General features: G+C 69.0%; 15 protein-coding genes. 6 read left to right on the top strand and 9 right to left on the bottom strand.

Annotation, left to right across the window (positions count from 1 at the left end; all coding sequences use genetic code 11):
• Positions 1-14: 14 nt before the first annotated feature.
• The gene (locus tag D9599_RS07315) at positions 15-2,759 is read right to left on the bottom strand and encodes a tetratricopeptide repeat protein (RefSeq protein WP_198380559.1); all 2,745 of its coding nucleotides are present in this window, start codon (positions 2,757-2,759) and stop codon (positions 15-17) included.
• A gap of 846 nt (positions 2,760-3,605) precedes the next feature.
• Between D9599_RS07315 and D9599_RS07310 the strand changes: the two genes are divergently transcribed.
• Positions 3,606-3,953: a winged helix DNA-binding protein gene (locus tag D9599_RS07310; protein WP_198380558.1), complete on the top strand. Its 348-nt coding sequence runs from the start codon at positions 3,606-3,608 to the stop codon at positions 3,951-3,953.
• Positions 3,954-4,006: 53 nt separating this feature from the next.
• On the opposite strand, the gene D9599_RS07305 is transcribed toward D9599_RS07310, so the two are convergent.
• Positions 4,007-5,767, bottom strand: coding sequence for a M10 family metallopeptidase C-terminal domain-containing protein (locus tag D9599_RS07305; RefSeq protein ID WP_198380557.1), 1,761 nt, complete (start codon positions 5,765-5,767; stop codon positions 4,007-4,009).
• Positions 5,768-6,372: 605 nt separating this feature from the next.
• On the opposite strand from D9599_RS07305, the gene D9599_RS07300 reads away from it, so the two are divergent.
• Both D9599_RS07300 and D9599_RS07295 read left to right on the top strand, forming a co-directional pair.
• Complete coding sequence (locus D9599_RS07300) at positions 6,373-7,653, top strand: nucleotide sugar dehydrogenase (RefSeq protein WP_198380556.1); 1,281 nt, start codon at positions 6,373-6,375, stop codon at positions 7,651-7,653.
• Between the two features lie 363 nt (positions 7,654-8,016).
• Entirely contained in the window at positions 8,017-9,216 is a 1,200-nt protein-coding gene (locus tag D9599_RS07295; protein WP_198380555.1) for an IS701 family transposase, read from the top strand.
• 60 nt (positions 9,217-9,276) lie between these two features.
• Here the strand turns inward: D9599_RS07295 and D9599_RS07290 are convergent, their stop codons facing one another.
• A complete protein-coding gene (locus D9599_RS07290; protein ID WP_198380554.1) occupies positions 9,277-9,762 on the bottom strand; it encodes a YkgJ family cysteine cluster protein in 486 nt (161 codons plus the stop codon).
• A gap of 219 nt (positions 9,763-9,981) precedes the next feature.
• Positions 9,982-10,173: a CsbD family protein gene (locus D9599_RS07285; protein ID WP_232480242.1), complete on the bottom strand. Its 192-nt coding sequence runs from the start codon at positions 10,171-10,173 to the stop codon at positions 9,982-9,984.
• Between the two features lie 106 nt (positions 10,174-10,279).
• Here D9599_RS07285 and D9599_RS07280 point away from each other — a divergent pair, with 106 nt between their 5' ends.
• The gene (locus D9599_RS07280) at positions 10,280-11,050 is read left to right on the top strand and encodes an SOS response-associated peptidase (RefSeq protein ID WP_198380553.1); all 771 of its coding nucleotides are present in this window, start codon (positions 10,280-10,282) and stop codon (positions 11,048-11,050) included.
• Between the two features lie 210 nt (positions 11,051-11,260).
• Here D9599_RS07280 and D9599_RS07275 read toward each other — a convergent pair whose 3' ends face one another.
• From D9599_RS07275 to D9599_RS07265, 3 genes are all read right to left on the bottom strand, one after another.
• A complete protein-coding gene (locus D9599_RS07275) occupies positions 11,261-12,601 on the bottom strand; it encodes a vanadium-dependent haloperoxidase (protein ID WP_198380552.1) in 1,341 nt (446 codons plus the stop codon).
• A 135-nt stretch (positions 12,602-12,736) separates the two neighbouring features.
• The gene (gene uraH / locus D9599_RS07270; RefSeq protein ID WP_198380551.1) at positions 12,737-13,084 is read right to left on the bottom strand and encodes a hydroxyisourate hydrolase; all 348 of its coding nucleotides are present in this window, start codon (positions 13,082-13,084) and stop codon (positions 12,737-12,739) included.
• Positions 13,081-14,553 carry an NAD(P)-binding domain-containing protein gene (locus D9599_RS07265; protein WP_198380550.1) on the bottom strand — a complete coding sequence of 491 codons (1,473 nt, stop codon included), beginning with the start codon at positions 14,551-14,553 and terminating at the stop codon, positions 13,081-13,083. The genes uraH and D9599_RS07265 overlap by 4 nt, the downstream gene beginning before the upstream one ends.
• Before the next feature lie 156 nt (positions 14,554-14,709).
• On the opposite strand from D9599_RS07265, the gene D9599_RS07260 reads away from it, so the two are divergent.
• Together D9599_RS07260 and D9599_RS07255 are read left to right on the top strand one after the other, a co-directional pair.
• A complete protein-coding gene (locus D9599_RS07260; RefSeq protein WP_198380549.1) occupies positions 14,710-15,978 on the top strand; it encodes a M20 family metallo-hydrolase in 1,269 nt (422 codons plus the stop codon).
• A gap of 104 nt (positions 15,979-16,082) precedes the next feature.
• Positions 16,083-16,400 carry a hypothetical protein gene (locus D9599_RS07255; protein ID WP_198380548.1) on the top strand — a complete coding sequence of 106 codons (318 nt, stop codon included), beginning with the start codon at positions 16,083-16,085 and terminating at the stop codon, positions 16,398-16,400.
• Positions 16,401-16,479: 79 nt separating this feature from the next.
• Here the strand turns inward: D9599_RS07255 and infC are convergent, their stop codons facing one another.
• Positions 16,480-17,004 (bottom strand): translation initiation factor IF-3, encoded by a 525-nt coding sequence (infC, locus tag D9599_RS07250; protein WP_198380547.1) that lies wholly within the window; start codon positions 17,002-17,004, stop codon positions 16,480-16,482.
• Between the two features lie 130 nt (positions 17,005-17,134).
• Positions 17,135-19,096, bottom strand: coding sequence for a threonine--tRNA ligase (gene thrS, locus D9599_RS07245; RefSeq protein WP_198380546.1), 1,962 nt, complete (start codon positions 19,094-19,096; stop codon positions 17,135-17,137).
• Between the last annotated feature and the right edge of the window lie 27 nt (positions 19,097-19,123).

Raw genomic sequence — 19,123 nt, 5'->3', positions numbered from 1 at the left:
CGCTCTTCCCCGCGTCAGGCGGCCAGCGCCTGGCGGTTGAGCATGTCGCTCAGCCGCTCAAGCCCCTTGGCGTTCGCCGGCTCCAGCTCGACCGCCCTGAGCGCCGCGGTCACGCCCAGGTCGTAGCGGCGCGCCTGGCGGCAGACGCTGGCGAGCTTGTGCCAGTTGCGGGGCTCGTCCGGCTCGAGCTGGGTGAGGCGCTCCAGCAGCTCGATCGCCTCGCGTGGGCGCTTGGCCGAGGCGTGCAGGCGCGACAGGGCGCGAAGGGCGTCGGTGCGGTTCGGGTCGATGTCGAGGATGCGGCGGGAGAGGCGTTCCTGCTCCGCGATGTCGCCCTCTGCCAGCGCGACCTTGTACAGCTTGCGGTAGCCCGACACCGCGCGCGCGAGCAGCCTCGTGGCCGGCAGGTTGCGGCCGTCGATGCTGAGGACGAGCTTCGCCTTGAGGACCGCGTTATCCAGGTCGCCCGCCGTGAAGTCCTGGCGCATGGCGGAGACGAGCTTGCGGTTGAGCGAGGCGATGGTGCTCGCGACCTTGTGCCGCTCCGCTTCCGGCAGGGCGCCGTAGAGCCGCAGCGCGTCGAGGATCACGCCTGCCTTGATGGCGGCGCGCCCGGCGCGGAGGATCAGCTCGGGCCGCCCGTCCTCACTGTTCGCCAGCGCTTCCCACGCGGTCATGGCCTCGGCCCAGTCGCCCTGCCGCTCGCGCAGCTTGGCGTGTTCCCGGAGGAGGCGGACCTCCGCGGCGTCGATCGCCAGGCCGTCCATGCAGGCGGCGATGGCGCCGGGGAGATCGCCGGCCAGGGTGCGCTCGCGCACGAGGCCGCGGATGGGTGCGACCAGCTTGCGCAGACCCGAGATCGCCTTGCGGTTCTCGGGATCGATGAGCCGGATGGCGTTCCAGGCGGCGGCGGCGGCCGTCGCCTCGCCGCGCTCGGTGGCCGCCCGCGCGCGCTGGGTCAGGGACCGGATGAGGCCGGCCTGCATGATGGGATCGGAGGCGTTGCTGTGACCCTGCCGGCGAACCGCGGCGATCACGGCGGCCGCGTGCTCGTGATGCGCGGTGGCCGTCAGCGCGGGAACCAGCGCCATGGCGGCCGAGGGATCGAACGGCACGAGCTGCTGCGCCACGGCGGCGAGGGCATCCATCCGCTTCAGGCGCTGGAGTGCCTCGGCCTTCAGGGTGAGCGCCAGCACGTCGGCGGCGTCGCGCCCGAGGGCGGCATCGGCGGCCTTGACCGCCTCCTCCAGGTTGCGGCCCTTCAGTTCGCAGCGGGCGATCTCCGCGAGCGGGCCCGAGAGTTCCGGCCGCAGCATGGAGATCCGGCGCCAGACAGAGGCCGCGTCGTGGAAGCGCTTGGCCTTCAGGAGGGCCTTCGCGGCGACGGTGAGCGCCTTATGGTCCTGCGGCACCAGCTCCACGAGCTCGAGGGCGTGGACGCAGGCTTCCTCCAGCCGGTTCAGGCGCTGGGCAATCTTCACGAGAAGCAGGCGGGGCTCGACGCAGCGATGGTCGAGGTGCAGGGCGCGCTGGAGGTCGGCGAGCGCGGCCGTGTTGTCGCCGCGGTGGTAGGCGACGGCGCCGAGGAGGCCGAAGAGTTCCGCCGCGCCCGGGTGGTCCATCACGGCCCCGCGTAGCAGCACCTCCGCCTCATCCATGTCGCCGCGGGCGATGCGGGTCTTCGCCTCGCGCGCCACCGAGCGCACCTCGTTGGTCGGCAGGACGGGCGCCGGCGCGGTGGCCTCGCGCGGGGGCGGCACGGGTGACGGGGCATCGGGCGGCGCGGCCGGGGCCGCCGGGGGCCGCTCAAGGCGGATCGAATCGGCGAAGGCGACTTCGGGCTTCGCGATAGAGGGCGAGGCTGTGGGCGGGACGGGGCGCGCGGCGGGTGCCGGTTCATTGCCGCCGGCGCGCGTCAGTGGCTGCATGGCGGCTTCGTAGAGCATCGCGCCGATCAGCGGCTTGAACTCGGTGGTGTAGTGGTTGATGTCGCGGCCATCATTCGCCAGGGCGCGGGAACGGCCATAGGCGACCACCTGCGGCGCGGGGTCGAAAAGCGGGAGGCCGTGCTCGGCGGCGATCTCCCGGACCCAGTTGCAGAGGCGCGACCGGCTCTCGATCATGCGCCCGCCGCCATCGGCGACGTCGATGTGGCAGACGAACATGGTCGGTGCCGGCAGCCGCGCCGCGATGGTGAGGAGATCGGCCTCCAGCTCCTCGCGCTTCGTGATGTGGACATGGCCTTCGAGCAGGAAGCTGCGCTCCACCGGATCGGCCTGGTGGAAGTCAGGAAGAAGGTTGAGCGCTTCGGCCCTGGCGGGGCGCTCCGCCGCGTATTTGTGCCGGAAGAAGGCCTCGAGCAGCTCGCGCCGGTCGTTGAAGACGCGGTCCAGGCAGTTGATCTGGAGGAGATGGCCCTCGAAGTGGATCTCCTTCGCCGAGGAGATCTCGACGATGTAAAGGTCGGCGGGGTCGCGGGGAACCGGCGTCTCGTAAGTGCCCGAGGCGAGGAAGCGGACCAGTTCCTGCGGTATCTGGCGGCCTTCCAGCACGTCGAGCTGCTGGAGGATCTCCTTCGAGGTGTGCACGAAGCCGTAGACGTTGGTCATGTTGCGGCGGATCGGCAGATGCGCCTCCGACGCCGCGATGGGATCCGCGATGCGGCAGGTTCCGATGGTCGTCACGCTTGTCCGGGTGGTGACGCCCTGGCGGTCCGAACTCTCCTTCAGCGCTGGCCTGGACAGGTGGTCAATCAGCATCTCGCGCTCCCGCATTCAAGCCGGCGGTATTTCCCGGCCGACCTCATGGGCGGAAGCTAACGAGGCGGTTGCGTGCGCCGCCATCGAAAGCGCAACCATTTTGTAGCGCATTCTGGAAATCAGCTGGCCGAGCGCTGGTACGGAAGAAAACGGAACGATAATCCGAAGGAGTTGGCGGGAAAGCACCTCCATTCAATTCAATTCAATTCAAAATGGAATTCACATTGAATGGCAGTTTCTCGTAACCGGACCGTTCCGGCGACTATCCTATGTTTAGCAAACCTGTCGCCGGCCAGGATTGATAAGAGACACGGTACCGAAATAACGCAGAGGTGAATGATAGATTTCGGTTAGTTCCATTGAGAATAGCTGGAACACAGCTTTTAGGACAATATTCCCTGTCATATGTTATCGACCTTTGTGCCAGGAAGAGAGACGAGTGAGCAGCGGGACACGAAAATTAGACCACGGTCAAAAGGGTTTCATGCAGGGCAACCTAAATCCGCGTATGGAATGATATGAGCTTTTGGCTCCTTTTCAAGCACTTCCCGTGAATTGGCGATCGTTGTTTCACCTTCTTGTTGAGGAGAAGACATGGACGGATCAGCGGTGGAAGCGCGACCGGACGAGGCGCTCTTCGGCAAGTTGCGAGAGTCGGTCACACAACTTGTGTCACTCTTGCAGGACATTTCACCGACAGGCGTAAACGAGGGTCCTCGAGAGGCGGGAGCGCTCCCGAGCTTCTGCGCGACAGCGGGTGCGAACGACCTGAAGCGTCTCATCCAGCTCCGTGCCCGGCGGCGGCGGGATCCCACTGGCTCGTTTCTCGAATGGCCGGCCTGGGACATGCTGCTCGACCTTGCGGTCGTGAAGGCTGAAGGAGGGCACGTGTCCGTTTCGGCCATCTGCGTCTGCTCGGGCGCGCCGCAGAGCACAGCCCTTCGCAAGCTGGCGCAGCTGGAACGTGCGGGGCTCGTGCGGCGCTACCTGCACGAGAAGGACAGGCGGCGGGTCTGCCTTGCCCTGACCGATCGGGCAATGGAGTTAGTGCAGACGATGCTCGACGAGGATCTGCGTTTCTATGGCGCCCTTGCAGCGGTTGCCGCGAAGCCCGCGGTTTCGCCTGTGATGCCGGCTCAGCTCGGGCCCAGGAGCGACACGCGGGAGGCCGCGCCGGTACGCAGCGCGACATGACCACGGCCTGCCCCATCCGTTGCGGTGCACCGGATGGGGCAGTGCCGGCGTCGTTACAGCACGATGTCGGCGTGGGTGAGCAGGTGCGGCCCCGCCACGTCGATCTGGAAGTCCGCGGCGCCATCCCCATCCAGGTCGGCTGAAAGGATGGAGTTCCCGCCCTGCTCCGTCAGGAGCAGCTCGCCGGCGTGCCGGGAGAAGAGGTTCCCGCTTACCCAGGTGAAGGCCTCGTTGCCCCCCTTCAGCGGATCCGCGTCGATCGCCGAGAGATCGATGCGGTCGCCGGCGGCAAAGTCCACGATAACGTCATTCGCTCCGGGCGTGCTGTCGGACGCGGCGAGATAGACGAAGACGTCCTTGCCCTCCCCACCCGTCAGGGAATCGGCTCCTGCTCCGCCGGTGAGGTGGTCGGCCCCCGCACCGCCGAGGAGCGTGTCGGCGCCCTCTCCGCCGAGGAGCACGTCGTCGGCGTCCCCGCCGGACAGGCGATCCGCGCCGGCGTCGCCGTTCAGCGTGTCCTTGCCGCCGCCCCCGTCGAGGCTGTCGTTGCCTACGCCGCCGGACAGGATGTCGTTGCCCGCGTCACCGGACAGGCGGTCATCGCCCGCGCCACCGAACAGGGTGTCACTGTTCGTTCCGCCCGTGATGGTGTCGTTGCCGTCCCCGCCGTCGATCCGGTCCGCGCCACCGCCGCCATCGATCCGGTCCGCGCCCGCGTTGCCGGTGAGCAGGTCGTTGCCACTGGTGGCGGTGCCAGTGGGCGTGCCAGTGGCTGTACCGCCGTTCTCTGGAGCCGGCACCGAGACGGGGTCCGCGGGCGCGGGATTCACGAGAACAGGCTGCGACGGCTGAGGTGCCGGCAGGGGATCGTTGCCGACGAGCGCATGACCGGTGCCGGCATGCGCGAGCACGTAGTTCTGGACCTTATCCGCACCGACCGTGCTGTACGCGTAGGGCACGTCGTAATGGGCCGTGTCCGCATCGTTGTTGGTCCCGTTGGCCTCGCCAGGCCCGGGCTTGGACCAGGTGACATTCTCGAAGAGGTTGCCGCGCAGATCCCAGAAGCCGAGTTCCGCACTGTCCCGGCTGACGATCGGATTGTCGGAGTTGGCGAAAACGTTGTTTTCGATCAGCCCAACCGCGCCCATCCGGAGGTTGATACCAGAGGTTTCAAGGTGGTTGTAGTAGTTCTCGTAGATATGGACATAACCATCCCGGACACTCGGCGCACGCGAACCGACATTCTCGAATCGGTTGTGATCATACGTAACGAATCGGCCGCCCTCGTCGGTGTCCGAGTACCCGACCAGGGAGACCTTGTGGTGGTCGTGGAAGTAGTTGTTTGAAACGGTGATATATTCGGCGCCGCGCTTGATATCGAGCAGCCCGTCGTAAAAGTCTTTCGAGACGTTCATCGAGCTGTACAGCTCGTTGGAATCGATCCAGATGTTCTTCGAAGGCCCTTCGATGCTGATCGCGTCTTTTCCGCCGGTCGCGACATCGTGGATTTTGAGGTTCTGGACGATCAGGTTGGACGAGCCGCCCTTGATGTGCAGGCCGATGCCGTTCAGCTCGCCGGAATCTCCAATGATCGAGAGATTGCTGCGGCCATCGACGGTGATCTCTTCACCGCGGCTGTTCTGCGGAGTGATGGTGCCGGCGACGATGATGGTGACCGGCGCAGAGCCGGGCTTCACCGCATCGATCGCGGCCTGCAACTCGGAGCCGGTGCCCACCCTGACGGTGGTCCCGCCGCCACCGCCCGAGGTGCCGCCATTCATCGATGCGAAGCCGTGCGCAGTCTGAAATGCCATCCGTACAAACCCTTTCTGCTGACCGAGGAGCCTCTCGCGGTGAGGAACCTTTCTCTCCCCGACTTCCTTCGCAGTATCGAAGCGGCCGAGTCCAGATAGATTGAACACGGAAACGTGATTCAACGATTTGCCAAAATATCCATGGCTGCGCGGGTTACAAACGCGCCGCTATCCACCGAGAATTTCTGACTTGACTTGTTGGATTTGCGGACGAAGGGCCGTATTACCAAGGCGTTTGAAGACTGTTCTATCGCTTCCAGGCTGAGGATTTGGTCGTCCTGCCGTTATACTTTGGCATGAGTGGAACCGGACTTTGTCGGTTACGAAACCGCAAATTCCAGTGATATCACGAAAACGTGATAGCCGAGTTTGGTGTGGATGGGAAGCCGGTGCCAAGCCGGGGAGTGCTCACGCCGGGCTGAAGACACGGTCCGGCGTGGTGTGGAACTGGGTGCCAAACTGGACCGGCTTGGCTTCGCCCCCAGCCCCACCCGAGGGCAACCTGTGCACTGCAAAACAGGACGCTACCTATGCAGACAGGGTATCCAGGGATGGTGTTATCCTCCGAAGGGCGCGACACCGCCGCCCTTGTGGTGCCCTGAACCTTGTCCGGGCAAGCCCTCGCGGTCATCGGCCTTGGTTATGTCGGATTGCCGGTCGCTGTTGCCTTCGCCCGCGCGGGGATGCGCGTCATCGGCTTCGATACGGACCCGCGGCGCATCGAGGAGCTGCTGGAGGGGTATGACCGCACCCAGGAGGTGTCGCCCGAGGAGCTTCGGGCGGCCCGCCTCGAATGCACTGGCGATCCGGCGGCCCTGACCGGCGCCGACATCTTTATCGTCACGGTTCCGACACCGGTCACCGCCACGCGCCAGCCGGATCTGCGCGCCCTGCTCCGTGCCTCGGAGACGGTGGGGCGTGCGCTTCGTCCGGGCGCGCTGGTTGTCTACGAATCCACCGTCTACCCCGGCGCGACGGAGGAGGAGTGCCTGCCCGTGCTGGAGCGTTTCTCCGGGCTGCGCGGCCGCACCGACTTCGCCATCGCCTACAGTCCGGAGCGGATCAATCCGGGCGACCCCGAGCACCGGCTGGCGAGCATGATGAAGGTGGTTTCCGCCCAGACGCCTTCCGCGCTTGACGAGGTTGCGGCGCTCTACGGAAGGATCACGCGGGCGGGCATCCACCGGGCGCCCTCGATCCGCGTGGCGGAGGCGGCCAAGGTGATCGAGAACGCGCAGCGCGACCTCAACATCGCCTTCGTCAACGAGGTCGCCTGCATCTTCGACCGCATCGGGATCGACACGCGGGATGTGCTGGCCGCCGCCTCGACGAAGTGGAACTTCCTGAACTTCGAGCCGGGCCTCGTCGGTGGGCACTGCATCGGGGTGGATCCCTACTACCTCGCGCATTGCGCGGAGCGGGCGGGGCATCATCCGGAGATCATCGTCACGGGGCGCCGCGTGAACGATCGCATGGCGGGGCTGGTGGCCAAGCGATGCGTCCGGATGCTTATGCGGCGCGAGACCGAGTCCCGCCGGGTTACCGTTCTTGGCCTGACCTTCAAGGAGAACGTGCCCGACCTGCGCAACTCGCGCGCGCTCGATCTCGCGCGCGAGGTGCAGGATCACGGGCTTGACCTGCAGCTCGTGGATCCGCTGGCGGATCCGGACGATGTCCTCTCCGCGACGGGCATCCAGCTGACCGACATGCGCGACATCCGCCCGGGGGGTGCCGTCGTGCTTGCCGTCGCACACCGGGCCTTCGTCAACTCGGGCTGGGATCTCGTTCGCCGCTGCCTGGTGAATGAGGGCGGCGCGGTGCTGGACGTGAAGGGCTGCCTCGATCGCTCGCTCGTGCCGGCCGGTGTCGATTTCTGGCGCCTCTGACGCCGCGGGTGCGAGCCAATCTGCGCTCCACTCCGGATCAATCCGCCCCACGGGGGATGGATCTCCTCGCCTATACAGAACGGGCGCGGCGGCACGCGGGGAAGCTTCCGGTGTCGCCGCGGGGTTGGAGTGAGGCTTCGCGATGCTCGCCCAGGAAGAGCACCTGCCCGCACGCCGGGGACGGGTTCGCAGGATCGGCGATGCCGTGCGCGGTGCCGCGTGGTTCATCCACCCCGGCGGCAGGCGCTCGGCTCTCCCGTTGATGCGGCGGTGCGCGGCCTTATTCCCTGGAGGGGATGGTGGCCGGCGGTCATCGCTCCCGTGCCCGAGGGCCAGCCGGTCGGCGGCTGACCGCTTATCGGCTTGAGACCGGGCCTCGAAGACTGGCTGGAGCCGTTCCTCGCCAGGTTAAGCCATCCCGCGCGCCGTGAGATGTGCCGGCTCTACGTGACGGGGCTCATCGAGAGGGAGGGAGGCAAGAACGTGCATCGAATGGCCGCGCGGCTCGGCCAGCCGAGTCACGATGCCATGCACCACTTCATCTCCTCCGGAAGCTGGGACACGGGGGCGTTGGAAGCAGCCCTTGCGGCCGAGGCAGGGCTGCGCGCCGGCAGCCCGAATTCGTTCCTGGTGATCGGCGAGGTGGTGCTGCCCAAGAAGGGTACCCGCTCCGTCGGGGTTGCGCCTCAGCCGGTCGGGGCGGCCGGAAGGATACTCAACTGCCAGGTCCTCGTCTCCCTGACGCTCGTGCGGGGGGTGGTGCCCGTGCCGGTCGGACTTCGGCTCTTCCTGCCGGAGAGCTGGACGGGCGACGGCGAGCGCATGGAGAGAGCCCGCGTGCCGGAGAACCTCCGCATGCCCCGCAGCAAGGCGGGGATCGCGCTGGCGGAACTCGACCGCGTGGCTTCGGTCGGCGCGCGCTTCGGCTGCGTCCTCGTGGATGCGGAATACGGCATGAGCGCGGAGTTCCGCAGGGGGATGAAGGCGCGCAGGCTCCGCTGGGCGGTCGCGGTGCCGGGGGGAATCACGGCCGTCCCGGCTTCGGCCGCGTCACGGTCGCGCCCGGCGATGCTCGGCGCCAGGGCGCAAGGGGCGGAGGAGGCTCCGCGCCCGATCCAGAGCATGCTGGCGGAGGCCTCTTGGTGGCAGCTGACGTGGCAGCGCCGCGCCGACGAATGGCTCCCCGTCAAGGTGGCCGCCTCCTTCGCCGCCTTGCGGGCGCGCCTGGCGGAGGAGAAGGCAGGGCTCGATGAGGGTGCGGTTCGCGACCTGCCGGGCGGGCAAGTCTGGATCATCGGCGAGAGGCGCGATGGGGGAGAGGCGCGGCACTACGCGTCGAATCTTCCGGCCGGCAGCAGCCTGAGGACGCTGGCCGGCACCGTGAAGGGACGCTGGGTTGCCGAACGGGCGCTTCAGCTTCTGCGGGAGGAGCTTGGGCTCGACGATTTCGAGGGGCGCTCCTGGGTCGGGCTGCACAGGCACGCGCTGATGTCGATGCTCGCTTACGCTTTCCTCCAGCAGGAGGGGCTCGCCGGCGCGAAGCTGCAGGGCGCGGAGGGGTGAGCGATTGAAGGCCGGCTGCGGCGGCTCTCCGCAACGGCAGCCACTCGGACAGGGGGCGGCTCAGGCGGCGCGGTCCGATGCCGCGCTGTCAAGCATGAGTTGCTGGTGCGCGTCCATAAGGGCCCTCGCCTGCTCGGGAGAGAGCTTGCGCGCCGGGCCCCTGCCCTTGGGGCAGGTCAGGTGCGGGTGATCCACGGCGCCGAAGAGGCGGCAGAGGAGCGGCCGGTCGGCGTGGATGGCGCAGCTCGCCGCCGCGGCATAGGGGCAGGTGAGGCAGCCGGTGGCGGCGTGGCGTTTCTCGGCCACCCGTGACCATTCCCAGGCCGTCATCGCGATGGCGCCGCAGCAGGCGGTGCAGCCCTGTTCGCACTCGAAGCCTGGAACCTGGTCGTAGAGGGCACGGTGGCGCGCGGCGAGTTCGCCCTCCGACGGCGGCAAGGAGGGGGGCCGGGCGGTGATCCGGCTCTCCAGCAGGCGGGCGACGGGGTGGGGTGCTTCGAAGGGGCCCCGCACGACCGCGCGCTTCTCGTGGCCGGACCTGCTCATGGCGCGCAGGCTGCTCCCGCAGGGGTGGGGCTGGCGAGCGCAATCCGGTTCAGTCTGGTGCGGACTGGTTCCGTGCAGGCCCGGAGCCACTGGCGACCTTTGCCGCCTCCGGTCCTGTAGGGCAGGTCCGCGGGACTGTGCCGCTCAATCCCTGCGCGCAAAAAAGAAGGGCGGGCCTCCTCTCGGGGGCCCGCCCTTCCTCTTCACGGAAAGTCTGGATCAGGGCTTGTTGACGGCGTCCCGGATCGCGTCCTTCGCGCCGCCGGCGGCGTTCTGGACCTTGCCCTCGGTGCGCTTGGCAGCGCCCTCGGCTTCCATCTTCTTGTCGCCAACCGCGGCGCCGACGTTCTCCTTGATGGCGCCGCCGGCCTGCTTCAGCGCGCCCTCGACCCGATCCTTATCGATCGCCATGTGAGCTCTCCTCCGTCTGGTTTCGACGTGGGATCAACGGGATGCCGCGAGGGCTGGTTTCTGTAACCGGATGTGTGCGGTATCACTGGACGGAACGGGAGCGCCCATGTGCGGTCGGTATTTTCTTCAGCGCGATCCGGCGCAGCTGGCGCGCTACTACGACACGCCAGAGGAGAGCCCGACGCCGAACGCCGCGGCGCGGTGGAACATGGCCCCGACGCAGGACGGGTTGGTCCTGCGGCGGAATCCGGAGACGGGGGAGCGGCGGCTGGACCTGCTGCGCTGGGGGCTGGTGCCGCGCTGGGCGAAGGATGCGCGTGACGGGGCGCGGCTGATCAACGCGCGGGCGGACGGGGTGGCGGAGAAGCCCTCCTTCCGGGACGCCTTCCGCCGCCGCCGCTGCATCGTGCCGGCGGACGGGTTCTACGAGTGGCTCTCGCCGAAGGAGGCGGAGGCGAAGACGAAGGCGCGCGATCCTAAGCAGCCCTTTGCCGTGGCGCTGGCGAGCGGGGAGCCGATGAGCTTCGCGGGACTTTGGGAGGGGTGGCAGGACCCGGAGGGGAACTGGTTGCGGACCTATTCCATCATCACCACCGAGGCGAACCCTAAGCAGGCGCCGCTGCATCACCGGATGCCCGTGATCCTGCCCCGGGAGGACTGGGCTGCCTGGCTGGGGGAGGAGGAGGCGCCGGCGGCGCGGCTGCTGGGGCTGCTCAGGCCCTGCCCGCCGGAATGGCTGGCCTGCTGGCCGGTGAGCAAGCGGGTGAACAAGGTGTCGGAGGACGACGAGGCGCTGATCCGGCGGGATGCGGGGGTGGCGGCGCCGCCGGGACTGGACGACCCCTCGCCCTACGAGCGGGGCTCAGCGCTTGGCTGATTGAGGCGCGGGTGACGGCGGGGAGAGAGGGGCTTCCCTCCCCCGCCGCTCTCGTTCCCTTCCCTGAGCCGCGCCCCTCGGACAACCGGCGCGCCTTGGTTTGGGGACAGGGACCAGGGCACGCGGCGGGAGGTCCCGCGGCAGCCAGGTGAGGCGTCCGGGGGCCTCGGGCCCCTTGGGGGGAGAAGGAGCGCCCTCACCAACAAGGTGTCAGGCGATGCGCTGCACCTGCGCGAGGGCCTTGGTAGCGATGGCCTGGCCGATGCGCTCGCCCTCGTTGCAGGCGTGGCGGAAATGGGCGCCGCACCAGATGCGGCTGTTGGAGCACTCGGTGCGGGCGGCGGCCAGGCTGGGGAAGTCGCGCGTCGGGCGGCCCTGCCGCTCGAGGGCCTGGTAGGTGAAGGGGAACTCGCCGAGCAGGCCCGCGATGACGTGGGTGCCGGTGGCGATGTCGGCGCTGTGCCCCGAAGGGTATTCGGGGTGGTAGGGCGTCACGAGCAGGGGCTGCCAGATCGGGTCCGGGCGGACGCCGGGGCTGCCGAGATTGATTCCTGTAACAGGCCGCCAGTACGCGAAATGAGCCTTGTAGCCGTAGACGAAGACGTCCGCGTCCGCGAAGGCGGTGGCGAGAATGGAGGCCATCCGCGCCTCGTCCCAGACGCCGCCCGGGAGGGGGCGTGCGGTCATGCGGCGGAGGAGGACGAGCATCATGTTGCGGGGGATGAGCTGGGGCACCCAGAAGCGGGAGATGTCGCCCTGCTCCTCCGTGCGGTCTGTGGAGGTGGTGCCGCCGAGGCGGCGGGTCTCGGCCACGTCTGCCAGGTACTCGGGGGAGTCGAGGGTGGGCGGGGGCGGTCCGAGCAGTGAGTCGCGGCTGGGGAACAGCAGCGGCGCCGAGAGGTCGTAGTAGCTGTTGCGGCCGGCGGGCGGAGCCGGGCGCCAGCGGCCCATCTCGTTGAAGACGGGAAAGGTCTCCTTCGCGGGGGGCCTGGGGCCGGCGCTGGCAAGGGTCGCGGTGCCGATGGCGGCGCCGAGGGCGAGGCCGGCGGTGCGGGCGGCCTCGGCGGGCTCGGCGGCGAGGGTGGCGTCGAGGAGGGCGCGGGCGTCGCCATGCGCGGCGGGATTGCTGCGGCCGGTGACGACCGTGAAGGCGGCGGCGGCGAGGGTGACGCTCGGCGAGGCGCCGTTGCTGGCGGGCTCCGTGCCGTTGCGGGGCAGCCAGCGGTGGTAGCGGGGCTGGGCGGCGTTGAGGCCGTCATGCATCGCGCGTGTGACGAGGGCGATGGAGTCCGCGCGGGGCCAGGCGGCGTTCGGGTCGCCGCAGAGGCGGTCGGCGACGACGAGCCAGCGGCCGATGGGGGTGGCGAGGGCGGGCTCCGCCACGTCGGGCGCCGGGCGGGGATCGTGGCCGGCGCGCATGGTGCCCTCGCAGGCGGAGAGGCCCAGGAGCGAGGCGGTGCCCAGCGACGCGGTACCGAGGGACGCGGCGCTCAGGAAGCTTCGCCGCGTCGCGGGGGGGAGCGGGGCGGAGGGTTTGGCGGTGGGTGTCATGGCCTGGGACCTCTGCGCGACATGGAATCGCCGCAGGATACGGGCCCGGCACGCCTCGGGACCACCCCCCCGCTTGTCCGGATGGCGCGCGGCGCGGCCAGGACGGTGCGGCGGCGCGCTTTCCGGGGGCTGGCCCTAGCTGCCACGGTAAGTGGAGTAGGACCACGGAGAGCAGAGGAGGGGGACGTGGTAGTGCCCCTCCCCCGCCTTGAGGCCCACGTTGATCGCGACGGTGCCGAGATAGCCGGGGTCGCCGCCGCGGGCGGCGAAATAGGCTCCCACGTCGAAGCGCAGCTCGTAGCGGCCGGGGCGGAATTCCTCGGGCGGCAGGAGGGGAGCGTCGGTGCGGCCGTCGGCGTCGGTGGTGCCGGCGCGCAGCAGGGTAGGCTCTGGCTCCATGCGCCAGAACTCGTAGGCCATGCCCTCGGCGGGGATGCCGTTGGCGGTGTCGAGGACGTGGGTGGAGACGGCGGAGGGCTTCATTCGGCGGCGAGCCCGCTCACGTCAGCGACGAGGGCTTCCTGGGGGATCTCGCTCGTCAGCTCGTGCTCGGCATAGGTGAGGAGGCTGTCGAGGTGGGCTTCGGCGTCCTCGAGCCAGAGGCGGCGGCAGAGGCCGTCCACGATGCGCATGGTTCCGTATTTCATCCCGCTGATGGTGGCGCCGGAGAGGCCCATGGAGGCGGTGGAGCCGTAGTTGATCATGTGGATATGCGTGAGGAAGGGGGCGGCGCCGGGCTCCTTCTCTCGCATGGAGAAGTCGTCCCGCAGATAGGGGCAGGCGCCGAGGGCAGGGAATTCCTGGCCCTCGGGCGGGGTGTAGACGTCGCGCCAGAGGAGGATGTGCCTTGCGAAGGGGGCGAGCTCGGGGCGGAGCGACAGGTCGAAGGCGGTGCCGGTGCCGACGATGACATGGTCCGCGCGGTGCTCGGCGCGGGGGGTCGTGACGACGACCTCGCCGCCTTCCTCGCGCACGGCGAGGACGGGGCTTGCCATGTGGAGGTCATAGCGCGGGTCGGCGGCGACGCGGTTCCAGGATTCCTGGGGCGGCGGCTGGTTGAGGGCGAAGATGTGCCGCATGAAGCGCCAGCGCGTGGCGTCCGGCATGGCGTAGAGCTGGCCGAGGAAACCGGACTGCTCCATCCAGCGGAAGGGATTCACGCGCGGCATCTTCGCGCGCCGGACGAGCATGGTGGCCTTCGTGGCGCCCGTTTCGAGGGCGGTGGCCAGGTTGTCGAAGGCGGAGGCGCCGGCGCCGATGACGATGATGCGCTTGCCGCGAAGCGCTTCGAAATCGACGTGGCCGGAGGTGTGCGAGACGCGGGAGGCCGGGAGCTGGTTGAAGGGCGCGGGGATGGACCAGCCGCCCATGCCGTCCATGCCGGTGGCGAGGACCAGCTTGCGGGCGCGGATGGTGGTCTCGCCCTGCGGGGTCGCGAAGACGAGTTCTAACGGCTCCGCCGCGCCGGTGTGGCCGATGCGGAGGAGCTTGTGCTCGTGGGTGACGGGAAGCTGGAGGGTGGCTTCCAGCCAGTCGAGGTAGCGCTGCCAGTCCACGCGCCCGATCTTGTTCAGCGCTTCCCAGGCCGCTTCGCCGTCACGGGCGGTGAAGAAGGCCTTGGGCGTGAGGGCAGGGACGCCGAGGTCGGGGCCGGTGACGTGCTTGGGGGTGCGGAGGGTCCGCATGCGGGCGAAGGTGGTCCAGACCCCTGCCCCGCCGGCGGGCGCGGCGTCGAAGATGCCGACGCGCTGAACCCTTTCACGCAGGAGGCCGAAGGCGGTGACGAGGCCGGTCTGGCCGGCGCCGATGATGGCGATGTCGAGCACCCCTTCCCTCTCCGGCACCCAGGCGTGGCGGGGGTAGGAGAGGAGTTCGAGCTGGCGGCGGGCCTCGGCCGCGAGGGCGTCCAGGCCGGGATGCGGGCGGGGAGTCGAGACGCTGTCGTCGGGCATTCGGGGTGACGTCCGGGGATCGGAGGGGAAGGAGTCGTCCGGATCGTGCTTAGCACGCGGCGTGCCGTGTTTCACGCGGGCGCGAAACGGGGGCGGGTTGATCTCGCCCGCCCCGGCACGGCAAATGGGCGGAGCCCGAACCAGCAGGACCATGCCATGAGCGCCAGCACCGCCCCCAACCTGATCGCGGCCGTGAGCGAGGCCCGGCAATGGGACCGGCTGATGGAACTGGCGAAGCTCGGTGCCATCACGGGCATGGACGGGTCGCCGGGGGTGAACCGGCCCTGCCTCTCCCCGCTGGACCGCGAGGCGCGGCGGCTGATGATCGGCTGGGCCGAGGGGCTCGGGCTGGCGGTGACGGTGGATGAGATCGGCAACCTGTTCCTGCGCCACGAGGGGACGGACCCCGAGGCGGCGCCGGTGCTGACGGGCAGCCACATGGACAGCCAGCCGAATGGCGGCCGCTTCGACGGCATCTGGGGCGTGGTGGCCGGGCTGGAGGCCGTGCAGGCGATCCGTGAGGCGGGCGTCGCGACGAAGCGGCCGATCGAGGTGGTGGCCTGGACGAACGAGGAGGGGGGGCGTTTCGCGCCGGGCTGCATGGGCAGCATGGCCTGGTCGAAGTTCAAGCCCGCCAATGCCTGGGACGAGGTGCGCGACCTGGAGGGGGTGAGCTTCCGGGAGGCGCTGGACGAGCACCGCAAAGCGGAGGCCGATCTTTCCATGCGGCCGCTGGGGGGCAAGCCCTTCGCGTATCTGGAGGCCCATATCGAGCAGGGGCCGCTGCTGGAGACGGAGGGCGTTGATATCGGCGTGGTGACGGGCATCCAGGGCAGCCGCTGGTTCATCGTGGAGATCACGGGCGAGACAGCGCATGCGGGGACCTCGCCGGTCTCGACGCGCAAGGACGCGGTGCAGGACATGATCCGGGCGGTGACGGCGCTGAACGCGCTGATGACGGACCCGACGGATGTGCTGCGCTTCACGGTGGGGCAGATCGAGGTCTTCCCGAACACCTCCAACACCGTGGCGGACCGGGTGCGGTTCACGATCGACTTCCGGCATCCGGACAAGGAGCTGCTGATCACCAACGGCGACGCGATCGAGCCGACGATCCGCAGCGCGGTGAAGGCCTGCGACGTGGTGGTGACGGAGCGCTTCCACGCGCTGCCGGTGGAGTTCGACGCGGTGGTGGTGGATGCGGTGGAGGACGCCGCGACGGCGCAGGGGCTATCGAGCCAGCGGATGCCGAGCGGGGCCTTCCACGACGCGCAGTTCCTGGTGCCGGTCTGCCCGGCGGGAATGGTGTTCGTCCCGAGCCGGAACGGGGTGAGCCACAATCCCGCGGAGTATTCGAGCCCGGCGCAGCTTGCGGCCGGGGCGCGGGTGCTGGCGGCGGCGCTGGTGGACCTGGCGAACCGCTGAACCGGGGCTGTTGCACTTCGTCGCGCAGCGCATCGAAGGATCTGGGAGCCCGCGCGTTTGTTTCCTTGCCCCGGCCCGCTAGCGGCCGGCCGGCAAAAGAGGTGATGCACCATGGGCAAAACGACGATGCTGCGCGGTGGCGCGTTTCTGCTCGCGATCGGCATGCTGGCTGCCAGGGCTCGGGAGGGCCGGTTGATCTTTCCTCCCGGCGGGAGCGGCAGGGCGGGTCGATCACGTCGGCCAGCCCGGGGCCGCTGATAACGGACCCCTCCGGCGCCACGACGCGGCGCGAGCGGATCGGCGGGCCACTGGCGCCGGGCGGCGTTGGCGCGATCGGGACGGGCACGCCGTCCTCCGCGGCGGCGCGGGCGGTGGACCGGACGCCGGCGGTCTTCGACGACAACAGGGGCGCGCCGCTCTAAGCGGCCCCGAACGGCGAAAGGCCGGCAGCCCTCGCGGGGGCTGCCGGCCTTTCGTGCATTCTGACCGCTGGGCTGGCCGCTACTTCGGGGCCAGCACCATGATCATCTGGCGGTTTTCCAGGCGGGGCATGGATTCCACCTTCGTGGCCTCCGCCATCTCGGTGCGGATGCGCTCGAGCACCTTCACGCCGAGATCCTGGTGCGCCATCTCGCGGCCGCGGAAGCGGAGGGTGACCTTCACCTTGTCCCCTTCCTCGATGAAGCCCTTCATCTGGCGCATCTTCACTTCGTAGTCGTGGTCGTCGATGTTCGGACGAACCTTGATTTCCTTGATCTCGACGACCTTCTGGCGCTTGCGCGCCTCGTTGGCCTTCTTCTGCTGCTCGTACTTGAACTTGCCGAAATCGGTGATCTTGCAGACTGGCGGATCGGCGTTCGGGCTGATCTCGAGCAGGTCCATTCCGACGTCGTAGGCGCGGGCCAGGGCCTCGCGCGCGCTCATCACGCCCTGCATCTCACCGTCCTGGTCGATCAGGCGGACCTGGGGCGCGCGGATCTCCTCGTTCACCCGCGGTCCGTCGCGGGTCGGGAGGGTGTTGGGCATTGGGCCTCGGGCCAGGGTCGTCTCCTCTGATGGTGGAAGGTGGATTTATGGTGCGCGGCGGGTGCGTCTGCAACCTTCGCGTGGCGGGGTCAAGGCGGATTCGTCGGGTTCGGCAAATCCGCCCCGGCGATTACGCGGCGGCAGCCTCGGCCGTGGCGGGCTGGCGAAGGTCCGGGGCGGCGGCCTCGGCCAGGAGGCGGGCGATGGCGTCGGGCAGCGAGAGGGTTTCCTGCTCCCGCCCCGGGAGGCGGCGGAGGACGACCACCCGCTCCTCGGCCTCGCGCCGGCCGACGACGGCGAGGACGGGGACGCGGGCCTCGATGTGTTCGGCGACCTTGCGGTTGATCTTCTCGTTGCGGGTGTCGGTCGCGACGTTCAGGCCGGCGGCGCGCATGGCGGCGGCGACTTCCTCGGCATAGGGGGCGGCGTCGTCCACGATGGAGGCGACGACGACCTGCACGGGCGCAAGCCAGAGCGGGAAGCGGCCGGCGTGCTCCTCGATGAGGATTCCAAGGAAGCGCTCGAAGGAGCCGAGGATGGCGCGGTGGAGCATGACGGGGCGGTGCTTGGCGCCGTCCTCGCCGACGTACTCGGCGTCCAGGCGTTCGGGGAGGACGAAATCGACCTGGAGGGTGCCGCACTGCCAGTCGCGGCCGATGGCGTCGCGAAGGACGAATTCGAGCTTCGGGCCGTAGAAGGCGCCCTCCCCCGGGTTCAGCTCGTATTCCACGCCGGCCGTCGCGCAGGCCTCGCGCAGCGCGCCCTCCGCTCGGTCCCAGGTGGCGTCGTCGCCGGCGCGGGTAGCGGGGCGGTCGCTGAACTTCACGCGGAAGGAGTTGAAGCCGAAATCGCGGTAAATGGAGGAGAGGAGCGCGACGAAGCGCACCGTCTCATCCGCGATCTGGTTTTCCGTGCAGAAGATGTGCGCGTCGTCCTGGGTGAAGGCGCGGACGCGCATGATGCCGTGCAGCGCGCCCGAGGGCTCATAGCGGTGGCAGGCGCCGAACTCGGCCATGCGGAGCGGGAGCTGGCGGTAGCTGCGGATGCCCTGGTTGAAGATCTGCACATGGCAGGGGCAATTCATGGGCTTGAGCGCGAGCACGCGGTCCTTCTCGGACTCGTCCTCCACCGTCGCGATGAACATGCTCTCGCGGAACTTCTCCCAGTGACCCGATTCGATCCAGAGCTTGCGGTCGAGGAGCTGGGGGGTCTTCACCTCGTCGTAGCCGGCGGCGTCGAGGCGGCGGCGCATGTAGTCCTCGACCGTGCGGTAGAGGCGCCAGCCCTTGGGGTGCCAGAAGATGCTGCCCGTCGCCTCTTCCTGGAGGTGGAAGAGGTCCATCTCCTTGCCGATGCGCCGGTGGTCGCGCTTCTCGGCCTCCTCCAGCATGGTGAGGTGGGCTTCGAGCTCCTTCGCGTCGCGCCAGGCGGTGCCGTAGATGCGCGACAGGACGGGGTTGCGGTGGTCGCCGCGCCAGTAGGCGCCGGCCACCTTCTGGAGCTTAAAGGCGGTGCCGATGTCGCCCGTGCCGCGCATGTGCGGGCCGCGGCAGAGGTCGAGCCAATCGCCCTGGCGGTAGATGCTGATGACCTCGCTCTCGGGTAGGTCCTGGATCAGCTCGGCCTTGAAGCGCTCACCCCTATTCTCGAAGAAGGCGATCGCTTCCTCGCGCGGCCATTCCTCGCGCGTGAAGGGGGCGTTGCGGGCGATGATCTCCCGCATCTTCGCCTCGATCGCCGGGAAGTTCTCGGGGGTGAAGGGCTGGTTGCGGGCGAAGTCGTAGTAGAAGCCGTTTTCGATGGCCGGGCCGATCGTGACCTGGGTGCCGGGAAAGAGCTCCTGCACGGCCTCGGCCAGAACGTGGGCGGCGTCGTGGCGGATGAGGCCGAGCGCCTCAGGGTCCTTGCGCGTGATAAAGCGCAGGCGGGCGTCTTGCTCGATGGGGCGGGAGAGGTCGTGGAGGGCGCCGTCCACCTCCATGGCGAGCGCCGCCTTGGCGAGCCCCGGGCCGATGGACGCGGCCACGGTGGTGCCCGTGACAGGACCGTCGAAGGATCGAACGGAACCGTCGGGCAGCGTGATCGCGGGCATGGGGGCTTGGCGGCCTTCCTGGAGGAT

It is taken from the genome of Roseomonas sp. KE2513, assembly GCF_016107305.1.
In the GTDB taxonomy this organism is placed as follows: domain Bacteria; phylum Pseudomonadota; class Alphaproteobacteria; order Acetobacterales; family Acetobacteraceae; genus Roseomonas.
The sequence above is the reverse complement of the archived record's forward strand: the minus strand, read 5'-3'. Positions and strand labels throughout refer to the sequence as shown.